At 70.8% G+C, this 17,387-nt stretch carries 19 protein-coding genes and 4 tRNA genes; 12 read left to right on the plus strand and 11 right to left on the minus strand.

The genetic code is table 11. From position 1 onward, the window contains the following. The first annotated feature begins 97 nt into the window (after positions 1–97). The 3 genes from N538_RS0106255 to N538_RS0106265 all read left to right on the plus strand — a co-directional run bounded on the left by N538_RS0106255 (position 98) and on the right by N538_RS0106265 (position 3,689). A complete protein-coding gene (locus N538_RS0106255; RefSeq protein ID WP_028636606.1) occupies positions 98–376 on the plus strand; it encodes a hypothetical protein in 279 nt (92 codons plus the stop codon). A 227-nt stretch (positions 377–603) separates the two neighbouring features. Next, positions 604–1,284 (plus strand): DUF4386 domain-containing protein, encoded by a 681-nt coding sequence (locus tag N538_RS0106260; RefSeq protein ID WP_036569586.1) that lies wholly within the window; start codon positions 604–606, stop codon positions 1,282–1,284. A 227-nt stretch (positions 1,285–1,511) separates the two neighbouring features. After that, positions 1,512–3,689 carry an MMPL family transporter gene (locus N538_RS0106265; RefSeq protein ID WP_028636608.1) on the plus strand — a complete coding sequence of 726 codons (2,178 nt, stop codon included), beginning with the start codon at positions 1,512–1,514 and terminating at the stop codon, positions 3,687–3,689. A gap of 802 nt (positions 3,690–4,491) precedes the next feature. Here the strand turns inward: N538_RS0106265 and N538_RS0106270 are convergent. Beyond that, a complete protein-coding gene (locus N538_RS0106270; protein ID WP_197025246.1) occupies positions 4,492–5,478 on the minus strand; it encodes an Ig-like domain-containing protein in 987 nt (328 codons plus the stop codon). 269 nt (positions 5,479–5,747) lie between these two features. Between N538_RS0106270 and N538_RS0106275 the strand changes: the two genes are divergently transcribed. Both N538_RS0106275 and N538_RS0106280 read left to right on the plus strand, forming a co-directional pair. Beyond that, on the plus strand, positions 5,748–5,981 hold the full coding sequence (locus N538_RS0106275; protein ID WP_028636610.1) for a hypothetical protein: 234 nt from the start codon (positions 5,748–5,750) through the stop codon (positions 5,979–5,981). A 162-nt stretch (positions 5,982–6,143) separates the two neighbouring features. Further along, positions 6,144–6,216 (plus strand) — tRNA-Lys (locus N538_RS0106280). A 285-nt stretch (positions 6,217–6,501) separates the two neighbouring features. Here N538_RS0106280 and N538_RS0106285 read toward each other — a convergent pair. Next, positions 6,502–7,044: a GNAT family N-acetyltransferase gene (locus N538_RS0106285; RefSeq protein WP_028636611.1), complete on the minus strand. Its 543-nt coding sequence runs from the start codon at positions 7,042–7,044 to the stop codon at positions 6,502–6,504. A gap of 42 nt (positions 7,045–7,086) precedes the next feature. Between N538_RS0106285 and N538_RS24065 the strand changes: the two genes are divergently transcribed. Next, on the plus strand, positions 7,087–7,743 hold the full coding sequence (locus N538_RS24065; RefSeq protein WP_036569588.1) for a PaaI family thioesterase: 657 nt from the start codon (positions 7,087–7,089) through the stop codon (positions 7,741–7,743). 3 nt (positions 7,744–7,746) lie between these two features. Here the strand turns inward: N538_RS24065 and N538_RS0106295 are convergent, their stop codons facing one another. Continuing rightward, positions 7,747–9,234, minus strand: coding sequence for an NAD(P)/FAD-dependent oxidoreductase (locus N538_RS0106295; protein ID WP_036569590.1), 1,488 nt, complete (start codon positions 9,232–9,234; stop codon positions 7,747–7,749). A 299-nt stretch (positions 9,235–9,533) separates the two neighbouring features. On the opposite strand from N538_RS0106295, the gene N538_RS0106300 reads away from it, so the two are divergent. Genes N538_RS0106300 through N538_RS0106310 form a run of 3 tightly spaced genes read left to right on the plus strand, consistent with a single transcriptional unit; the run spans position 9,534 to position 11,160 of the window. Further along, positions 9,534–10,415 carry an ATP-binding protein gene (locus N538_RS0106300; RefSeq protein ID WP_231496149.1) on the plus strand — a complete coding sequence of 294 codons (882 nt, stop codon included), beginning with the start codon at positions 9,534–9,536 and terminating at the stop codon, positions 10,413–10,415. Then, complete coding sequence (locus N538_RS24070; protein WP_051548850.1) at positions 10,412–10,831, plus strand: fluoride efflux transporter FluC; 420 nt, start codon at positions 10,412–10,414, stop codon at positions 10,829–10,831. The genes N538_RS0106300 and N538_RS24070 overlap by 4 nt, the downstream gene beginning before the upstream one ends. Further along, complete coding sequence (locus tag N538_RS0106310; RefSeq protein ID WP_028636614.1) at positions 10,828–11,160, plus strand: fluoride efflux transporter FluC; 333 nt, start codon at positions 10,828–10,830, stop codon at positions 11,158–11,160. Before N538_RS24070 ends, N538_RS0106310 begins: the two co-directional genes overlap by 4 nt. Here the strand turns inward: N538_RS0106310 and N538_RS0106315 are convergent. Further along, on the minus strand, positions 11,151–11,504 hold the full coding sequence (locus N538_RS0106315) for a metallopeptidase family protein (protein WP_028636615.1): 354 nt from the start codon (positions 11,502–11,504) through the stop codon (positions 11,151–11,153). The two genes, N538_RS0106310 and N538_RS0106315, sit on opposite strands and share 10 nt — an antisense overlap. 17 nt (positions 11,505–11,521) lie before the next feature. Then, positions 11,522–12,310 carry an alpha/beta hydrolase family protein gene (locus N538_RS0106320; RefSeq protein WP_028636616.1) on the minus strand — a complete coding sequence of 263 codons (789 nt, stop codon included), beginning with the start codon at positions 12,308–12,310 and terminating at the stop codon, positions 11,522–11,524. 36 nt (positions 12,311–12,346) lie between these two features. Between N538_RS0106320 and N538_RS27245 the strand changes: the two genes are divergently transcribed. Continuing rightward, complete coding sequence (locus tag N538_RS27245; RefSeq protein ID WP_051548852.1) at positions 12,347–12,805, plus strand: MarR family winged helix-turn-helix transcriptional regulator; 459 nt, start codon at positions 12,347–12,349, stop codon at positions 12,803–12,805. 35 nt (positions 12,806–12,840) lie between these two features. Here the strand turns inward: N538_RS27245 and N538_RS0106330 are convergent. The 3 genes from N538_RS0106330 to N538_RS0106340 form a co-directional block, all read right to left on the minus strand. Beyond that, positions 12,841–12,917: transfer RNA gene (locus N538_RS0106330), tRNA-Asp, on the minus strand. A gap of 352 nt (positions 12,918–13,269) precedes the next feature. Further along, a complete protein-coding gene (locus tag N538_RS24080; protein ID WP_081790315.1) occupies positions 13,270–14,007 on the minus strand; it encodes a helix-turn-helix transcriptional regulator in 738 nt (245 codons plus the stop codon). Between the two features lie 10 nt (positions 14,008–14,017). Beyond that, positions 14,018–14,090, minus strand: a tRNA-Glu gene (locus N538_RS0106340). 102 nt (positions 14,091–14,192) lie between these two features. Between N538_RS0106340 and N538_RS0106345 the strand changes: the two genes are divergently transcribed. Then, positions 14,193–14,266: transfer RNA gene (locus N538_RS0106345), tRNA-Phe, on the plus strand. A gap of 132 nt (positions 14,267–14,398) precedes the next feature. On the opposite strand, the gene N538_RS0106350 is transcribed toward N538_RS0106345, so the two are convergent. Continuing rightward, positions 14,399–14,716, minus strand: coding sequence for a histidine kinase dimerization/phospho-acceptor domain-containing protein (locus N538_RS0106350; RefSeq protein WP_081790316.1), 318 nt, complete (start codon positions 14,714–14,716; stop codon positions 14,399–14,401). A 659-nt stretch (positions 14,717–15,375) separates the two neighbouring features. On the opposite strand from N538_RS0106350, the gene N538_RS27250 reads away from it, so the two are divergent. Then, complete coding sequence (locus tag N538_RS27250; protein ID WP_197025247.1) at positions 15,376–16,365, plus strand: AraC family transcriptional regulator; 990 nt, start codon at positions 15,376–15,378, stop codon at positions 16,363–16,365. Between the two features lie 18 nt (positions 16,366–16,383). Here N538_RS27250 and N538_RS0106360 read toward each other — a convergent pair whose 3' ends face one another. Both N538_RS0106360 and N538_RS0106365 read right to left on the minus strand, forming a co-directional pair. Then, on the minus strand, positions 16,384–16,767 hold the full coding sequence (locus tag N538_RS0106360) for a hypothetical protein (protein WP_028636618.1): 384 nt from the start codon (positions 16,765–16,767) through the stop codon (positions 16,384–16,386). 64 nt (positions 16,768–16,831) lie between these two features. Further along, a complete protein-coding gene (locus N538_RS0106365; RefSeq protein ID WP_028636619.1) occupies positions 16,832–17,302 on the minus strand; it encodes a DUF1360 domain-containing protein in 471 nt (156 codons plus the stop codon). Between the last annotated feature and the right edge of the window lie 85 nt (positions 17,303–17,387).

The raw sequence follows: 17,387 nt of genomic DNA on the forward strand, positions 1-17,387 counted from the left end.
TGACTCAGTCCCACAGACACGCGGCGCCGGGCGCACAGGTCCGGACCAGCACCCCGCTGGCCCGGCGTTCCACCCTCGACTCCGAAGGAGCTTCACCATGTCCGACCCCACCCCCTACGCCGACGTCAGCTCGTCCGCCGGGGCGGCCCGACCGGTCGGGCCGCCCTCCAAGCACCAGCTCGCGCTGATGATCTGGATCGCGGTCTTCCCGACCCTCACGGTGCTGAACCTGACCATCGGCCCGTCGCTCAAGGACACGAACCCGGTCCTGCGGACGTTCGTCCTGGCGACCATCGCGGTCCCCATCGTCATCTACGGGCTCATGCCGCGCCTGCACAAGGCCCGCGGCCACTTCCTCGCCCGCCGCGCCGCCTGAGTGGCTCACCCGCCGCGGACCATCCTCAACGCGGAGCGACACCAGCGCCCCCGGTTCCACTCCTGTGGAGCCGGGGCCGTCTCACGTCCGCCCGACTCGCGCTGCCGGAGCTCGACCCGGAAGAGATCACCACGCGGCTCACCACGTCTGGTGACGACCGCTCACCACTTCGCCACCTAGCTTCGCGGACCAGAGAAGCACCCGCTCGATCTCCGAGAGGCACGACCATGGACAGGCTCACCGGCGGCATCACTGCCCCGCATCACACGACCTCCCCGCCAGTCGTTCGGCCAGACTCCAGCGTGCCTCGGACCGCCCGAATCGTTGGCGTCCTCTTCCTTGCGGGCTACTTGGCATACGGCGTCGGCAGCCTGATAACGCAGGGCGTCGTCGACTCCGCTGACCGCAGCGGCTCCACCGCGTTGTTCGCCACCGGCGCCACGCTGATGCTGCTCAACTCGGCATTCGTGATCAGCATCGGTGTACTGATGTTCCCGATCCTGCGCCCCCACAACAAGGCCATAGCTGCCGGCTACCTGGGCACGCGGATCTTCGAGGGCGTCGTTCTGGCCATCGGAGTCGTGAGCCTCATCGTCCTCACCGGCTCCGACGCCATCGACGCGAATGCCGTTTTCTACAGCCTCGCCGAGGCCGGGCTCGGTATCGGAAGCCTCTTCTTCTGCGCCCTCCTCTTCCGCACCGGGCTCGTGCCGCGTTGGCTCGCCGGCTGGGGTTTCATCGGCTACGCGTGCTTCGTCGGGGGCAACCTTCTGGAGCTGTTCGGCGTCGCGGGCGCAGGGGTCGTCGGCGCCATCCCCGGTGGCTTGTTCGAGTTGATGTTCGCCATCTGGTTGATCGTCCGAGGGTTCGCCTCCACTGCGACCGTCCGCTCGCACTCGAGCACCTGACTGACGGGGCGTTCCCCTCCAGTCGGACGCGGCCGGCGTACTCCATTCGACGGAGTCAGCGGTCGAGGAATCACCACCCAGCTCACCACGTGTGGTGAGGACTGCTCACCACGTCGGTTCCTACGTTCACAACCAACAGGCAATCCCACAGCCGCAGCCGCGCAGCCCGACAGACAACTCGGAACGGGCAACACCACCGCCGGCCACCACACCTGAAAGGCACGACCATGAACCGAATCACCCGCGCCATGGCGATGGCCAGCGCGAGGCACCCGTGGCGCACGATCGCGAGTTGGGTATTCGCCCTGGTCGCCGTCTTCTTCCTCGCCGCCGTCGGCGGCGGCACGTTCGTCGACGACTTCTCCGCACCCGGCAGCCAAAGCTCCCGAGCGATGGACCTCGTCAACAGCAACTTCCCCGAGGCCGCCAAGGGCAACGCCCTCGTCGTGTTCGAGGCACCGGACGGCACCACCCTCGAAGAGGACCAGGCAGACGTCACCGCCGTCCTGGAGAAGGTCGCCGGGCTCGAGCACGTCGCGTCGGTCACCGACCCGTTCCAGGCCGGCACCGTCTCAGACGACGGTCGCATCGGCTACGCCGTGCTGACCCTCGACGTGCCGGAGCGTGAGATGGGCAAGCCCGCCTTCACCACGCTCTCGGAGGGCGTCACCAACATCAACGCCGAGGACGTTCGGGTCGAGCTCGGCGGTGACGCGGTGTTCCTCAACGCCGAGGACAGCAGCTCCGGCCACGTCGGCATCGGCCTCCTCGTCGCTCTCCTGGTCCTCCTGGTCGTATTCGGCACGTTCGTCGCCGCGGTGCTGCCCATCGGGCTGTCCCTGGTCGCGGTCGGGGCCGGCATCGGCGGCATCACTCTGATGGCCGGGTTCATGAACGTGTCCGTCTCCGCCATCCCCGTCGCCGGCCTCGTCGGTCTCGGTGTCGGGGTCGACTACGCCTTGTTCGTCGTCGCCCGCTACCGCGAGAACCGCACGGCCGGTCGCGACAACAAGGCCGCGCTCGCGGCCGCGATGGGCACCTCTGGTGCGGCCGTCGTGTTCGCCGGCGGCACCGTCGTCCTCGCCACCTCCGCGCTCGCCATCACCGGCGTCGGTGTCCTGACCTCCATCGGCCTGGCGACCGCGATGATGGTGTTCTCCTCCGTGGTCGCGGCCATCACCCTGCTCCCCGCCCTTTTGAGCCTGCTCGGTGACCGCATCGACAAGGGCCGCATCGGCCGCCACCACCGCCCCGTCAAGGCCGTCGAGGACACCGCCTGGTGGCGCTTCGGGCACCGCGTGTCCGCCCGCCCATGGCCGTACCTGCTCGGCTCTGTCGCGGTCCTTCTGGCCATCGCAGCGCCGGCACTGTCCATGCAGACCGCGTTCCCCGCCGCCGGCGACGCACCGGAGGAGACCACCCACCGCCAGGCCTACGACCTGCTCACCGACGGGTTCGGGGAAGGGATCAACGCACCCCTGCTGGTCGTCGTCGACCTCAACTCCGGCGGCGTCGATGCGGCCGGCGTGGAAGACGTGACCGACGACATCGCATCGGTGCCCGGCATCGTCTCGGTCAGCGACCCGCAGACCTCCGAAGACGGGGACACGGTCGTGTTCACTGCCACCCCGACTACCGGACCGGCCGACCCGGAAACCTCGGCCACCATCGACCAGGTCCGCGACGTCATCCCCGGCAACGTCTACATCTCCGGCATCACCGCGGTCACCGACGACCTCAACGCCCAGCTTTCAGCGAAGCTGCCGCTGTTCATCGGCGCCGTCATCGCCGTGTCGTTCCTGCTCCTGATGCTGGTGTTCCGCTCCATCGCGGTCCCGGCCAAGGCGGCTGTGATGAACCTGTTGTCCATCGGCGCCGCCTACGGCGTCATGGTCGCGGTCTTCCAGTGGGGCTGGGGTGCTGCGGTTCTCGGCCTCGACGGACCGACGCCCATCACGTCCATCATCGTCGTCATCATGTTCCCGATTCTGTTCGGGCTCTCGATGGACTACGAGGTGTTCCTGCTGTCGCGCATCCGCGAGGAGTACGACCGCACCGGCGACAACACCGAGTCGGTCGCCCGCGGTCTCGCGGGCACGGGCCGGGTAGTGACCTCCGCGGCGCTCATCATGGTTGCGGTGTTCTCGAGCTTCATCTTCAGCCCGGTCCCGTCGCTGAAGATGCTCGGCCTCGGCCTCGCGGTCGCCATCTTCCTCGACGCGACCGTCGTGCGGATGATGCTCGTCCCCGCGACCATGGCACTGCTCGGCAAGGCCAACTGGTGGCTCCCTGCATGGCTCGACCGGCTCCTGCCGCACGTGGCCGTCGAGGACCACGAGCAGACGGCGCCGACCACGTCGCTGAACGGGACCCCGTCCGAGCCGAGCGAGCTCATCGCTCGCTGAACAATCAAGACACGCCGCCCTTCGAGTCCTCACTCGAAGGGCGGCGCACTCACGTGCCCGATGCTGATCTCGACGCTCAGTCCACAGCTTGGTGAGGGCCTACTCACCTGCTGGCTGTGCCGCGTCAGCGGGCGACTCTCAGGTATCGACGGTGTTTGCGCCGCCACTTCACCAGACCTGCGTGAGTTAGTTCCGCGGCGCCTCATTCGATCGTTTTCCGCACAGTCCGCAACTCGGCGGACGTCGCTCGCGTATCCCGCTCGAGGGCGCCTTCCCAGGACTCACGGCCGCGGTTCGCGACGGAGACGGCGCCGAGCTGGCGAACCTACAGGCTCGGCTCTCGGCGGCTGTCCTCGCAGCCGAGCCCTGCTTTCGGGTTCTCGCAGCTGGCGTCGGCCGCGGCCGGGCGTTCCTTTGTTCAGCCTGGACGTTGCACCGTCGCCGCGCTCATGCTGGCGTCGGCGCTGGATAGACCTGGTACCCGCGGATGCGTTGAGCCATAGGTCAATCAACCTGGCGACTCAGGGTGCGTCGTTCGGACGGCCGGGTGGCGTACTCGACCGCGAACGAGGGGAATGGCTCGTGAGGGTCCGCCCGCGCTGTACGGCGTGGTTCTCCCGACGAGGGGCCAGTTCGGGGGCCAGGAGCCGGACGAGACCGGGAGGTCGACGCGAACCGAACGTATGCGCCGGTCCCGTGCTGCTGCTCCGTCGGCAGGGTGCCCCTCGTCCGGGCGGGGCTGTGGAGGCCCGCCCGGAGCGGACGGACAAACCGTCGACTCCGGGCGGAAGCACTCCGGCGGCTAGGAGGTGAAGGTCTTGCTTGCCGTGCTGGCGTTGAACACGCTGTCGCCGGCGTACGAGACGCTGACCGTGTGCGTGCTTCCGGTGGGGAACGTCGCGGTGAACTGAGCCTTGCCCACTGCATTGAGGGCGAACACCTGTGGTGCCTGGGTGTCGACCACGAAGGTCACGGTGCCGGACGGGACTCCCGTGGCGGGCGCGACGGCCGTCAACGCGACGGCGATCGTGGACTTGCCAGGGGTCGTGGTGCTCGGCGTGACCGTGAGTGTGCTCAGGCTGGCGGCCTTCGCGACCGTGACGTCCACCGTGGACGTGCTGGCCTCGAAGGCTGACGAACCCGCGTAGGAGGCGGTGATCGTGTGCTTGCCCAGCGGCAGACCGCCGGGGATCGTCAGCTTGGCTGTCTCGGTCGTGCCGACGAGGACGAGGGCCGCCGTTCCGAGCGTGGTCGTCCCTTCCTTGAAGGTCACCGAGCCGGTCGGCTTGGCCGTTCCGGACGTCTGCTTGACCACCGCCTTGAGCTTGACGTCCTGACCGGGGCCCGGCGCCGGTGTGCTGCTGCTGGCCGTCGTGGTCGTGGCGGTCTTGCCCACCGCGATCGTGATGCTGAGCGACGTGCTGGACGTGAAGTCGGTGGACCCGTTGTACGTCGCGACGAACGTGTGGTTGCCGGCGGTGAGCGCCGTGAGATCGAGCTTGGCCGTCTGCACCGTGCCGACCAGCGCGAGGTCGGCCGTACCCACGGTGACCGTACCTTCCCGGAACGTGACGGTTCCCGTCGGCTTCGAGGTGCCGCTGACGGGCTTGACCACGGCCTTGAGCTTGGCCGTGCCGCCGACGCCGATGGCCGGTGTGCTGGTCGTCAGCTTGGTGTTCGTCGGTGATGCAGCAGCCGCGGGTCCCACGACTGCGAACGTCGATGCGGCGACAACGCCGGCACCGAGGAGAGCGAGCCAGCGGCGGCTCGCGTGCATGGCGAGGCTCACGCTTCTTCCCTTCCGTCGGGCGCTGGCTCGCGGGCGAGCCGAACGCATCCCTCCGTCCACATGTCAGGAGCGGTAGTCGGTCGCCGTGGACGCGCGCGACAAGTCCCATCAACACATCCCGCGCCATCGCTGCCGACGGATCCGCGGGAAGATGGCTGATCTTGGGTACGCCCGGCGCAGGCGCAGTGCCTCGCCGACCACTGCCTCCTGTCGAGGACGCGCCGGACGTAGAGCACGACGGCGTCGACCATCCCGGACGCCGTGGCGCCGTGCCGCTCGAGGTCCTGTTCGAGGCTGGCGACGCGATGGCCGCGGACCCGGACACCCGCCGGGCGGCCATCGGCCACGTGCTCGACGACGACGCGACAGGATCGCCAAGCCGCGCGGAGCCGCACGTTCGCCTGCCGGAAGCGACCAGGAGCGCCGGCGCGACAACCTCCCGAACCTGCTTCCTTCTGCACGACTGTCCGCTGGCGGAGCAGGGCTACATGGTGGCGGCTTGAAGCGAGGTGGACGAAGTGCCGGACGTCACGGTCGCCTGACGGCGGCCGTGGACCCCGGACGGTCCATCCGCGTGCTGAAGGCTATGGTTCTCGTGGCTCAGGGTGGGGCAAACCACACGGATGTTCTCCTGAGGTTTCTCCCGACTAATCCCCTGATCCCCCGGGCCCCTAGCTCAATTGGCAGAGCGGTGGACTTTTAATCCATGGGTTGTGGGTTCGAGTCCCACGGGGCCCACCGCTGGCGAACCGGTCTACTCCACTCGGTGAAGTTGCCGGGAACCGCTCGCGCACGAAAGCCCGCTACCCCTAACCTCACGGCTGTTGAACCGTCGGTGACCCGAGACGCCGGCGGTTCACTCTATTTCCGGCCGATGTCGGCTGGTCCCGGCTGGACCAGACCACGACGGTCGCGGCATAACGCCGCCGCGGTGGGCGGCGTTCTCCGCGTGGCAGACGGATCCTGCTGCAGCCGCCCGGTCTCCGGAGGACGGGGCGGACGGGGGTCGGCGAGCGCCCGCGGTCACGCGGGCGCTTGCCGTGTCCTCGGCAGGTCGATCCAGTAGCGGCGCTTGCCCTTGCGGATGTCCTCCTGGACGCCGCCGGCCCGCTCGATCACGCGCCACGAGGCGACGTTGTCGTCGTCCGCGGTGATCAGCACCCGCTCGAGCCCGAGCGCGGCCGCCTCCTCCAGCGCGAGGGCGAGCGCCCGCGACGCGTGGCCCTCCCGGCGGCGCGAGGGTCGTACGCCGTACCCGATGTGGCCGCCCTCCTCGAGCAGCCAGGCGGTCAGCCGGTGCCGGAGCGCGAGGTAGCCGACGAACTCGTCCCCGTCGGTGATCCAGAAGTAGGTGCAGGGCACCCGGTCCTCGGGCAGCTCGGCGTCCGGATCGGCCTGGGCGAGGAGGTACTCGATGACCTGTGCGGCGCCGGCCTCGCTGGTGTCCAGGTCGTCGAAGGCCCACAGCCCGGAGCCGTGCATGAAGTCCCCGGCCTCGGAGAACTCGGCGACGGCCTCGGCCCAGGAGGCGCGGAGGCGGAGGCTGGGGCGGGCGAGACTGGTCATGCGACATTCCAGCAAATGGAACGTGTTCTAGCATCTCATTTCGTGGCTGGATACGTGCGCGACGAGATCACCGACGACGAGCTGGACCGGCAGAAGGAGCTCTACGTCCCGTTCACCGAGGCGGTGCGGGCGCTCGTGGACGCCACGATCCGCACCGAGGTGGACGACGACGAGGTGCGCGCCGTCCAGGCGGAGGTCGAGGCGCTGACCGAGCGGCTGCGCCGGCGCCAGCTCGCGGGGGCGTACGGCGTCCGCTTCAGCAGCAACGGACGCGGCCGACCATGGGGCAACCCGGTGGTCGGCATCCGCAACCCCGCCGCGCCGCCCGTGCTCGTCGAGCGCGACCCCGCCGGCAAGGCGTGGGCCAGCTTCCACCTCGGTGCGGCGTTCGAGGGCCCGCCGGGACTCGTGCACGGCGGCGTCTCCGCGATGGTGCTCGACCAGCTGCTCGGCGAGGCGACCGGGGCGGGCGGGAAGCCCGGCATGACCGGGACGCTCACGCTCCGCTACCGCCGCGGCACCCCGCTCGGCGACCTGCGCGCCGAGGCCTGGATCGAGCGCTCCGAGGGCATCAAGACCTGGGCGCGGGGCCACCTGATGGACGCGGACGGCGTGACCGTCGAGGCGGAGGGCCTCTTCATCCTGCCGCGCTGGGCGCGCGAGCGGACCGAGCCCGAGAACCCGCGCTACTTCGAGTAGGCGTCAGACGCGCTGCTCTGCGTTGACCCCACGCTCGCGCGAGTCCGTGAGCCGCGCCTCCTCGGCCGCCTGGGCCTCGAGCTCGGCGCGCCGGGTCGTCTCGAGCAGCGCCCGCGCGGCGTCGTACGCCCCCGGGTCGGACACCAGGTCCGCAGCGCCACGCTTGAGCCGCCCGAGCGCGCTCCGCGCGAAGATCTGCTGCTCGGTCGTCGTGCGCTCGGAGCTGCCGCGGCCGATGAACGAGACGGCCCAGTGCAGCAGCGCGGTGATCCGGTTCTTGAAGCCGGTGATGTAGATCAGGTGCAGCGCCAGCCACATCAGCCAGGCGATCACGCCCGTGAACCGGAGCTTGCCGATCAGCGCGACCGCGCGGAACCGGCTGATGATCGCCATCGAGCCCTTGTCGAAGTAGTGGAACGGGCCCTGCGAGGGCTTCGACTTGAGCCGGTGGTCGATCTCCTTGGCGGCATACTTCGCGCCCTGGATCGCGACCTGCGCGACGCCCGGCAGGTTGTCGAGGGCGATCATGTCGCCCACCACGAACACCTCGGGGTGCCCGGGCAGCGTGAGGTCCGGGTTGACGGCGATCCGGCCGGCCCGGTCCAGCGGCGCGCCGGTCTGCTCGGACAGCGTGCGGCCCAGCGGGTTCGCCGCCACGCCGGCGGCCCAGATCTTGGTGACGCTGTCGACGCGCTCGACGCGGCCGTCCTTGAACTTCATCTCGATGCCGCGCTCGTCGACGTCGGTCACCATCGCGCCCAGGATCACCTCGACGCCGAGCTTCTCGAGCTCCTCCTTCGCCTTGGCGCCGAGCTTCTGGCCGAACGGCGGCAGCACCTGCGGCGCGGCGTCGACCAGGATCACGCGGGCCTCCCGGGAGTTGATCGCCCGGAAGTCCTTCTTGAGCGTGCGGTGGGCGAGCTCGGCGATCTGGCCGGCCATCTCCACACCGGTCGGGCCGGCGCCGACGACCATGAACGTCAGCAGGTGGTCGACGTTCTCGCCGCGGGTCGCGCCGATCTCGGCGAGCTCGAACGCGCCGAAGATCCGGCCGCGGAGCTCGAGCGCGTCGTCGATGTTCTTCATGCCGGGGGCGAACTCGGCGAACTGGTCGTTGCCGAAGTACGACTGGCCCGCGCCGGCGGCGACGATCAGCGAGTCGTACGACGTGAACGTCTCGCGGCCGAGCACCTGCGAGGTCACCGTGCGGGCCTCGAGGTCGATGCCCGTCACCTCGCCGAGCAGCACCCGGGCGTTGTGCTGGCCGCTGAGGATCTCGCGGGTCGGGGGCGCGATCTCGCCCTGCGACAGGATGCCGGTCGCGACCTGGTACAGCAGCGGCTGGAACAGGTGGTGGGTCGTCTTCGCGATCATCGTGACGTCGACGTCGACCTGGCGGAGCGCCTTGGTGCCGAACAACCCTCCGAACCCGGATCCGATCACCACGACCTGGTGACGGGTGGACGAGCCAGCTGCCTCGATGGCTGCCATGGGAGACCTCTCATACGCGCTGTGGACCGTGTGGGGACAACACCCCTGCGGTACCCCATTGTTCCGCCGGGACCACCACGGCGCGCAATCGGGGGCGTCTCCTCGGTCACACGGATACCGGACCTGTCACGCCGGGCCGTCCAGACCAATCAAGGGCGCGCGGCGGGCGACGTTTCGCAGTGAAAATCGGCGGGTACACGAGCCGTCGATGGCATCGCCGCCAACAACAGCTCGTCGGACCGGAGACCACGATTCCGCTGAACAGGCCCGCCCTGTCGTTGGGCACGGGGCCCCGCGGTGTGCAGGACGCACGCCGCTGGGTGGTCGAGACCTGCCATGACATCGGTCGCAGCGACCTGGTGGAGTGCGCCGAGCTCGGCGTCTCGGAGCTCGTGACCAACGCCCTGCTGCACGCCGAGCCGCCGCTCACCGTCCGGGTCCGCGGCACCCGCGAGCACCCGCGCGTCGAGATCCGGGACGGCACCGTGGAGCTCCCGGTGCTGCCCGGCGCCGACCCGCACGGCGACGACGACCTGCTGCTGACCTTCGGGCGCGGGCTGAGCATCGTCGCGCGCTGCTCGGCCGCCTGGGGCGTCGAGGTCGAGGAGGACGGCAAGATCCTCTGGTTCGTCCCCTCCCCGCAGAGCGGCGACGAGATGGTGCCCGGCGTGGTGACCGGGGAGCCGGCGGCACCCGCGCGGGAGCCGTCCCCGGACGAGATCCAGATCGACGTCGTCGGCGTACCGCTGCGCGCGTTCATGGAGTTCCAGCGGCACTACCGCGAGCTGCGTCGCGAGGTGCGGCTGCTGGCGCTCGCGCACGAGGACGAGTACCCGCTGGCGCGGGACCTCGCGGACCTGTTCGGGCAGCTCGAGACCGACCTGCGCGAGGGGATCGGCGCCCGGCAGATCGACGAGGCGCTCCGGTCCGGCACCGCCGCGACCGACCTGCACGTCGCGATGCCACGACCGACCGCTGCCACGATCGGCCGGTTCCTCGAGCTCCTCGACCTGGCCGACGCGTTCTGCCGCGAGGAGCGGCTGCTCTCGCTGGCCCGCACGCCCGACCAGCAGCAGTTCCAGCGCTGGTTCCTCGGAGAGTTCGTGCGGCAGGAGAAGGGCGAGCCGCCGGTCGCGTGGCAGGATTCGCCCGTGTCCAGGCGGCAGAGCAGCGTCTCGTGAGCGACGGCCCCACACCGCGGCTGCTGGCCGCGGTGGCGGTCGGGGGCGCGCTCGGCGCACTGGCCCGGTGGGGGCTCACCCAGGCCTTCCCCGCCTCGGCGGACGAGTTCCCCTGGGCGACGTTCGGCATCAACGTGGCCGGCTCGTTCGTCCTGGCGCTGCTGCCGGCGTTCGTGCTCGTACGCCGGCACCGCGAGCTCGCCGTCGGGCTCGGACCCGGCGTGCTCGGGGGCTTCACGACCCTGTCGGCGTACTCCGAGCAGACGCGGGCGCTGCTCGACGCCGAGCGGACCGGCGTCGCGCTCGCCTACCTGCTCGGCACCCTGGCGACCTGCCTGGTGGCCGTCGCGGTCGCCGACCACTGGTCGACGCTCGCGGACCGCAGGACGTTCGAGGAGGAGGGCGGCGACGAGTGACGGCCGTCCTCGTCGCCCTCGGCGCCGCGGCCGGCGCCGCGCTCCGGTTCCTCGTCTCGTCGCGGCTCGACGGCCACTGGCACCGCGGGACCCTCGTCGTCAACGTCACCGGGTCGTTCCTGCTCGGGGCGTTCTCCGCGCTGGCGCTGTCCGGCGATGCGACGGCGCTGCTCGGCACCGGCTTCTGCGGCGGGTTCACGACGTACTCCTCGTTCGCCGTGCAGACCCACGGGCTGGGCGTACGCCGCGGGGCGGCGTACGCCGGCGCGACGATCGTCCTGGCGCTCGCGGCCTGTGGCCTCGGCTTCTGGCTCGGGGGTCAGGCGTAGCCGAGGTCGTGCAGCCGGTCGTCGTCGATGCCGAAGTGGTGGGCGATCTCGTGGACGACGGTGATCCGGACCTCCTCCTCGAGCTCCTCGACCGACCCGCACATGTCGAGCAGGTTGTTGCGGAAGACGAAGATCCGGTCGGGGAGCTCCATGAGCGGGTCGCCCCAGCGCTCGGTCAGCGCGATGCCGTCGTAGAGGCCGAGGAGGTCCGGGTCGTCGTCCGGGGCATCGTCCTCCACGAGGACCACGACGTTGCGGACCAGCCGGGCGATCTCGTCGGGGATGCCGTCGAGGGCTCGGTCCACGAGGGCGTCGAAGTCCTTCGGGCTCATCTCGACCGGCATGCGCCCATTGTGGCGGGTCAGTCCGCGGCCACCCACGCGCGTACGTCGGCGGCCAGCCGGGCCAGCAGGTCGTACCCGTGCCCGGTGCCGACGGGCGCGAACCGGCTGCCGCGCGGCGCGTGCGCGACGATCCGTCTCGCGCCGCGCACCTGATCCGGACCCTCATCCCGCGCCATCGCCACCAGCACCGGGACGTCGATCGAGCGGCCGCCGCCCACCAGCTCCATGCCGGGCCAGTCGACCGGCCCCGACAGGTCCACCGCGGCGTCGATGCCGTCGAGGGTCGAGGCGGCCATCAGCGCGACCGATCCCCCCATCGATGCCCCGACGACCACGACTCGGTCCGCGTGCATGACCCGGCGCGCGTGGCTGACCGCCACCCGCACGGCGGCGGTGGGGTCCACGCCGCGGTGACAGCGCGCGCCGCCGTACTGGCACAGGTCGACCGCCAGGACGGCGATCCCCGGCTCCGCCACCAGGTCCGGGACGTGCTCGAGCCAGCCGCACAGGCCGTTCCCGTCCGTCTGGTGGAGGAGGACCGCGACCGTGCGGCCGCGGCCCGCCGAGACCGACGGGATCGAGCCCACCCCGGGGTCGTGCAGCACCCGGTAGTGCAGGTCCGCCTCGACGGCGCTCGCCGGCTGCGGACCGCAGCGCCCGAGCGGCCCCCGGATCGTCTGCCAGGGTTGCTCGGTCACGCTGGGCGACGGCGTGGGCACCGGGGTCGGCGCTGCTGCCGGGGCGTCCTCGCCCGAGCCGCACCCGCTCAGGAGCAGCAGGGCCAGGAGCAGTGCGGCGCGTCTCATGGCCCCGAGACTAGTACGACTCCGTACTATTCAGCCATGGATCTCCCTCCCCGACAGGTCGGCGCGGCCGACGGCAACGTCGTCCTCGACCTGTTCGTGCTCCAGCAGCGGATCGGGGAGCTGATGGAGCTCGCCCTGACGGGCACCGCGGTCCGGCCCGCGGAGTACGCCGTCTACAGCCAGCTCGGCATCGCGGCCATGACCCCCCGGGATCTCGCGGCGCGCCTCGGCGTCACGCCGTCGACCCTGACCGGGCACCTGGCCGCCCTCGAGCGGCGTGGGCACACCCGGCGTACCGCCAACCCGACCGACGCCCGCTCTGCGGTCGTCGAGCTGACCCGGGACGGACGGGCCGCCCTGGCCACCTGCCGGCGCGGCTTCCGGCGGATGCTGACGATGCTCGAGTCGGCGTTGCCCGTGCCGCCCGAGCAGATGCGGGCCCTGCTGCTGGAGATCGACGGCGCGGCCGCAGCCGTGGTCACGGCCCTGAGATGAGTGATGCCCCGGATCTCGCGATCCGGGGCATCGGCTGGCGACCCCGACGGGACTCGAACCCGCGGCCTCCGCCGTGACAGGGCGGCGCGCTAACCAACTGCGCTACGGGGCCAGGTTTGCTTCCTGCGGAAGCGGTGGAACTCTAACCCACCCACTGCCGAGCGTCCCAATCGGCGGTGGATCCGGCCGTCGCCGTGCGCCACCATCCCGACATCCCGGGCGAGGACGTCCCGGCGTGGTCAGCCGCCCCACCGCTTCTCGGGGGACAGGAAAACGATGGGGCGGTACGTCCATGGTAGGCACGCCACGGCCGACGAAACTCGTCCGAACGACCCAGCCCCCGGCGACCTGATCGCCGAGGGCCGGGGCCAGCTTGGTCGCCCTGTGCGAGTGTTCTGCGTGATGAGGCACCCGAGAGTGGTGATCGTGAACTGACGCGCTTCTTGTTCCCGGTTACGACTCGGCTATGAGCGGTCCGACGGATCTGTCTCGCCGGGGCGCCCGACGTCGGCGTCCCCGAGTGGGACCTCGAACGCGTGCTCGAACATCCACAGGACGGCCTGGCTGCGGCTGGTGACGCCGATCTTCCGGTACGCCGACCGGACGTAGCTCTTCACCGAGTTGATGCTGAGGTAGATGTCATCGGCAATCTCCTGGTTGGTCTGTCCGGCCACGACGCCAGCCAGGACGTCGAGCTCCCGGCGCGTCAGCCCGTGGATCGACGTGTGGCGCTCCGGACCGCTCGCCTGATCGGGCGCGGGGCTCGGCGGACCGCCCGCGGCGGAGGCCGAGTCGAGGATGGCGGTGAGGATCTCGTCCGCGGTCGACCGGATCGACACGAACCGACTGACTCCGTGCGCTCGCGCCAACGCGCGCAGCCTTTCTGCCGCAGCCTCTTCACGGTCGTGCTCGATCCCGGCGACGACCGCATTGCCGGCGACCAGGTGGCGCAGGTCGTCCCCGCCGCCTTCGAGAGCGCACAGGTCGTAGAGCACCACGTCGAGCGAGCAGAGATGCCCGTCCTGGGTGGACACGTCCCGGACCTCGACCAGATCACAGTGTCGGCGAAGGGCGTCGGCGAACCCCGCTCTGACGATGTCGAACGGACTCACCACCGCTGCCGTGACCGGCTTCCCCACAACCAGCAGTTTTGCCACCCGCCAGCGAATCGAAACCGGCGTGGAACGCAGTTCCAGGGCCATGTCGGCGGAGCACCCCCAACGGGATTCGAACCCGTGCTACCGCCGTGAAAGGGCGGGGTCCTGGGCCGCTAGACGATGGGGGCCGGACTGCACGGAGAAGCATAGGGTCGGCCGTCCGGACGCTCCAAAGACGCGGACGCCGTTTTCACCGGCCCTCGACGACTGTTGTAGGGTGACCGTCGCTCGGGCAGGTAGCTCAGTTGGTACGAGCGTCCGCCTGAAAAGTGGAAGGTCGGCGGTTCGACCCCGCCCCTGCCCACGAGCACGCAGGGCTCTGACCTGCCAGAAGGCCCCCGCCGGGTTCCCGGCGGGGGCTCTTCACATCCCGCACCTCGCTGTGAGGTCGGTCGGGCTTCGTGGTCCGTCGGGCGCGCCGCGGTCCCGAATCAGGTCACTCCCGGGCCCGGGTGCTCGCTTCGCGCAGCTCGCCGCACACGCCGGCGACCGCCGCGCTGAGCCGCTGCACGGCGTCGTCGAGAGCTCGGATCGACCGGCGCTGGTCGGCGGGAAGCTCGTCGATCTGTCCGCGCAGGAGCTCGGAGTGCCCCACCACGACCGTCAGCGGGGTGCGGAGCTGATGATTGATCGACGCCGCGAGCAGCACGAGGTCGTGGTCATCGGGACGGCCCGCCGGACTGTCACTGGCGTCGCGACACTGCTCGTGCCCGGGCTCGACCTCTGAGCGGCGGGGCGACTCCCCCGCCCTCATGGCATCGGCTCGGCAGTGTCTGCCGGTCGTGGTGCAGCGCTGGGGGTGATGGGGGACGGTTCGAGCCCGAGCTCCACGGCGCCCACTCCTTCTACTGGTGTGATTCGTTCCAGGACGGTCGGTACCAGTTCAAGGCTCGCTCCTCGTCGTGGGCCGCACCACCAGGTCGCCACGCACGCAGCGCCTTCCGGTCCCGGTGCCGCGCAATGCGGACACCGAACAGCCCCGGCCCTGCAGAGGATCGTCGGCAGCCGGGGTGTTGGTCGAGGACGGCGGCGGCGCCCGGCGACGGACCTGCTCCTCGGTGCGCACTGCTGGGGCCGCCAGGGCTATGGGACTATTCAGTCCATAAAGCGCGGGCATCGCGCGGAACTATCCGGTCAGCGCTGCGCCGCACCCCGCGCCTTGGGCGCTCGTCGTTGCAGACCCGAATGCTGTCGACGAGCAGGGCGCACTGCCGGGGGCCCATCCCGCGGCGGCGGGAGCGAGTCGTTGGTGGCACCGAGGAGGGCGTACGACGTTGGGGACGTGGTTCGGGGCGAGCTCGCGCCCGGTCGCCGGAGCCAGGTGCTCGACGCACGGGTCACGGTCCCAGGGCACGTGCGTGCCGGGTCCGTGCGACAGATCGCATGGCCGTGTCACGGCTCCCAGACGCTGTCGTGTCCAAGGCTGAGCGGACCGGCGTCGGGGACCGGGCGTACAGGCGACGCGCGCTGGGCCCGGAGGCGGCGGAGCGCCTGATCTCGGACTCCTACTTTCCCGTCCGCGTCCTGCCCCAGGGAGCGCCCGAGGAGTTCGTGATGGAGACGGCCGAGGCCCGGATCGGTCGGGTCACGGCGGCGGTGATCTCCATCAATGCCGCGGCCAGGATCATCACCGCCGAGACTGACCACGTCAGGGTGATGATGACGCTCCGCGGGCGTTCGGTGTGGTACGGCAACGCAGAGGATGCCATCGTCGCTCGCTCCGGAGATGGCGTCGTGCTCAATGCTGAGCAGGCCGCCGACACCTGGTTGTCGGACGGTTGTGCCTGCTTGTGCGTGATGGTGCCGCAGGAGGCCCTGCACCAGGAGCTGGAGGCGCTCAGCGGGCGTCCGCTCGGTTCCCCTCTTCGCTTCACCCCGCGACTTCGACTCAAGGACGGCTCGAGCGGTCTGCTGGCGCCGGCGCTGAGGCTTCTGGTGACCGGACTCCACGACGCGGACTCTGCGTTCCGTTTCCCGCGAGTCGGGCGCCATGTGGAGGGCCTGGTGCTGGACGGACTGTTGTTGGGGCACCAGCACAACCACTCGAGCCTGCTGGACCGGCCGACCCGGGTGGGGAAGTCGCCCGTCGCCCGTGCCGTCGAGCTGTTGGAGGAGCATCCGGAGCTTCCGTGGACCACCGTGGCTCTCGCCCACGACGTGCACCTGAGTGTGCGGGCCCTGCAGGAAGGGTTTCGTCGTGAGCACGACCTGACGCCGATGGCCTACCTGCGCGCGGCGCGGCTTCGCGAAGTGCACCGAGACCTGGCGGACGCAGTGCCCGGCAGCATTCGGGTGCGGGACGTGGCGCTCCGGTACGGGTTCGTCCACCTCGGCCGGTTCGCCGCGGCCTATCGGCAGCAGTTCGGGGAGAAGCCCTCCACCACACTGGCCCGCGTTCCGTAGCGGCGGCCCGGAGAAGCGTCAGGCGGTCCGCTCGTGCGGCACCTCGAGCCGCGGCACGCCGCCGAGGCCGAGCCGGTAGCGCACGTGGTCTGCGTACTGGTCGAGCGTGCGGTAGAGCACCTGGTGCGCCGACCAGGGCAGCGGCTCGGCGCCGTCGTACCAGCTCTCGCCGAAGGCGATCCACACCGGCGTCCAGTCCGCGGCGTCGTCCCAGGCGCCGCGCTTGCCGATCAGCAGCCGCCGGCGGACCTGGAACGCCCGGCGCGGGCCGTCGTCGCAGATCGGGGCGGTCGCGACCGGCCAGAGCCGCAGGTCGAGGGACATCAGGTGCACCTCGAGCTGGGGCAGCACGCGAGGATCGACCAGGACGGTCGCCACGTTCTCGTGCGGCTCGCGCATCATGACCGCACGCTCCCCGCACCACCCGGCCGGCGTCAACCCTCCGTTCGGGCGAGGCCGGTGGCGGTCAGTCGCGCAACCGGGCGTAGCCGTGCTGGAGGAAGTCCGACATCGCCGAGACGGTGAACACCGCGGCCCAGGTCCTCGCCGCCCGGGGGGCGAGGGCGAGCCCGGCGACGTACGCCGTGCCGATCCACACGCCCAGGCAGAAGGGGCAGGTGATCAGCTCGCCCACCGTGTGGCGCAGGCCGTGCTCGCCGCGCGCGGACTCCCGGTGCTCGGCGTTGCCCGCCGGCCCCTCGAACTCCGTGAACGGCGCCCGGAGCGGGCTGGTCACCGAGCCACGGGCGACCAGCCGGCTGAGCTTGTGGGTCGCGACGCCCCCGAGGACCAGGTCGCGGACGGCGTACCGCTCGGGCAGGGCGGTGCCGCTCCGACGTGCGTACGCCGTGACCGCTGCGGAGGCGAGTGCGTAGGTGGCGAGGCTGCCCGAGAACCCGGGCAGGTCGACGTCGGCGTCGGGGTCGTAGTCGCGCATGCGCACCGGTGTCCCGTACGGCGGGTGTTCACGCGTGTGAGGTGCGCCGCGCGCGGTTGCCGGCGCGCCGATGGACCCGGGCCAC

The sequence above is a fragment of the Nocardioides sp. URHA0032 genome, assembly GCF_000620645.1.
Lineage (GTDB): Bacteria > Actinomycetota > Actinomycetes > Propionibacteriales > Nocardioidaceae > Nocardioides.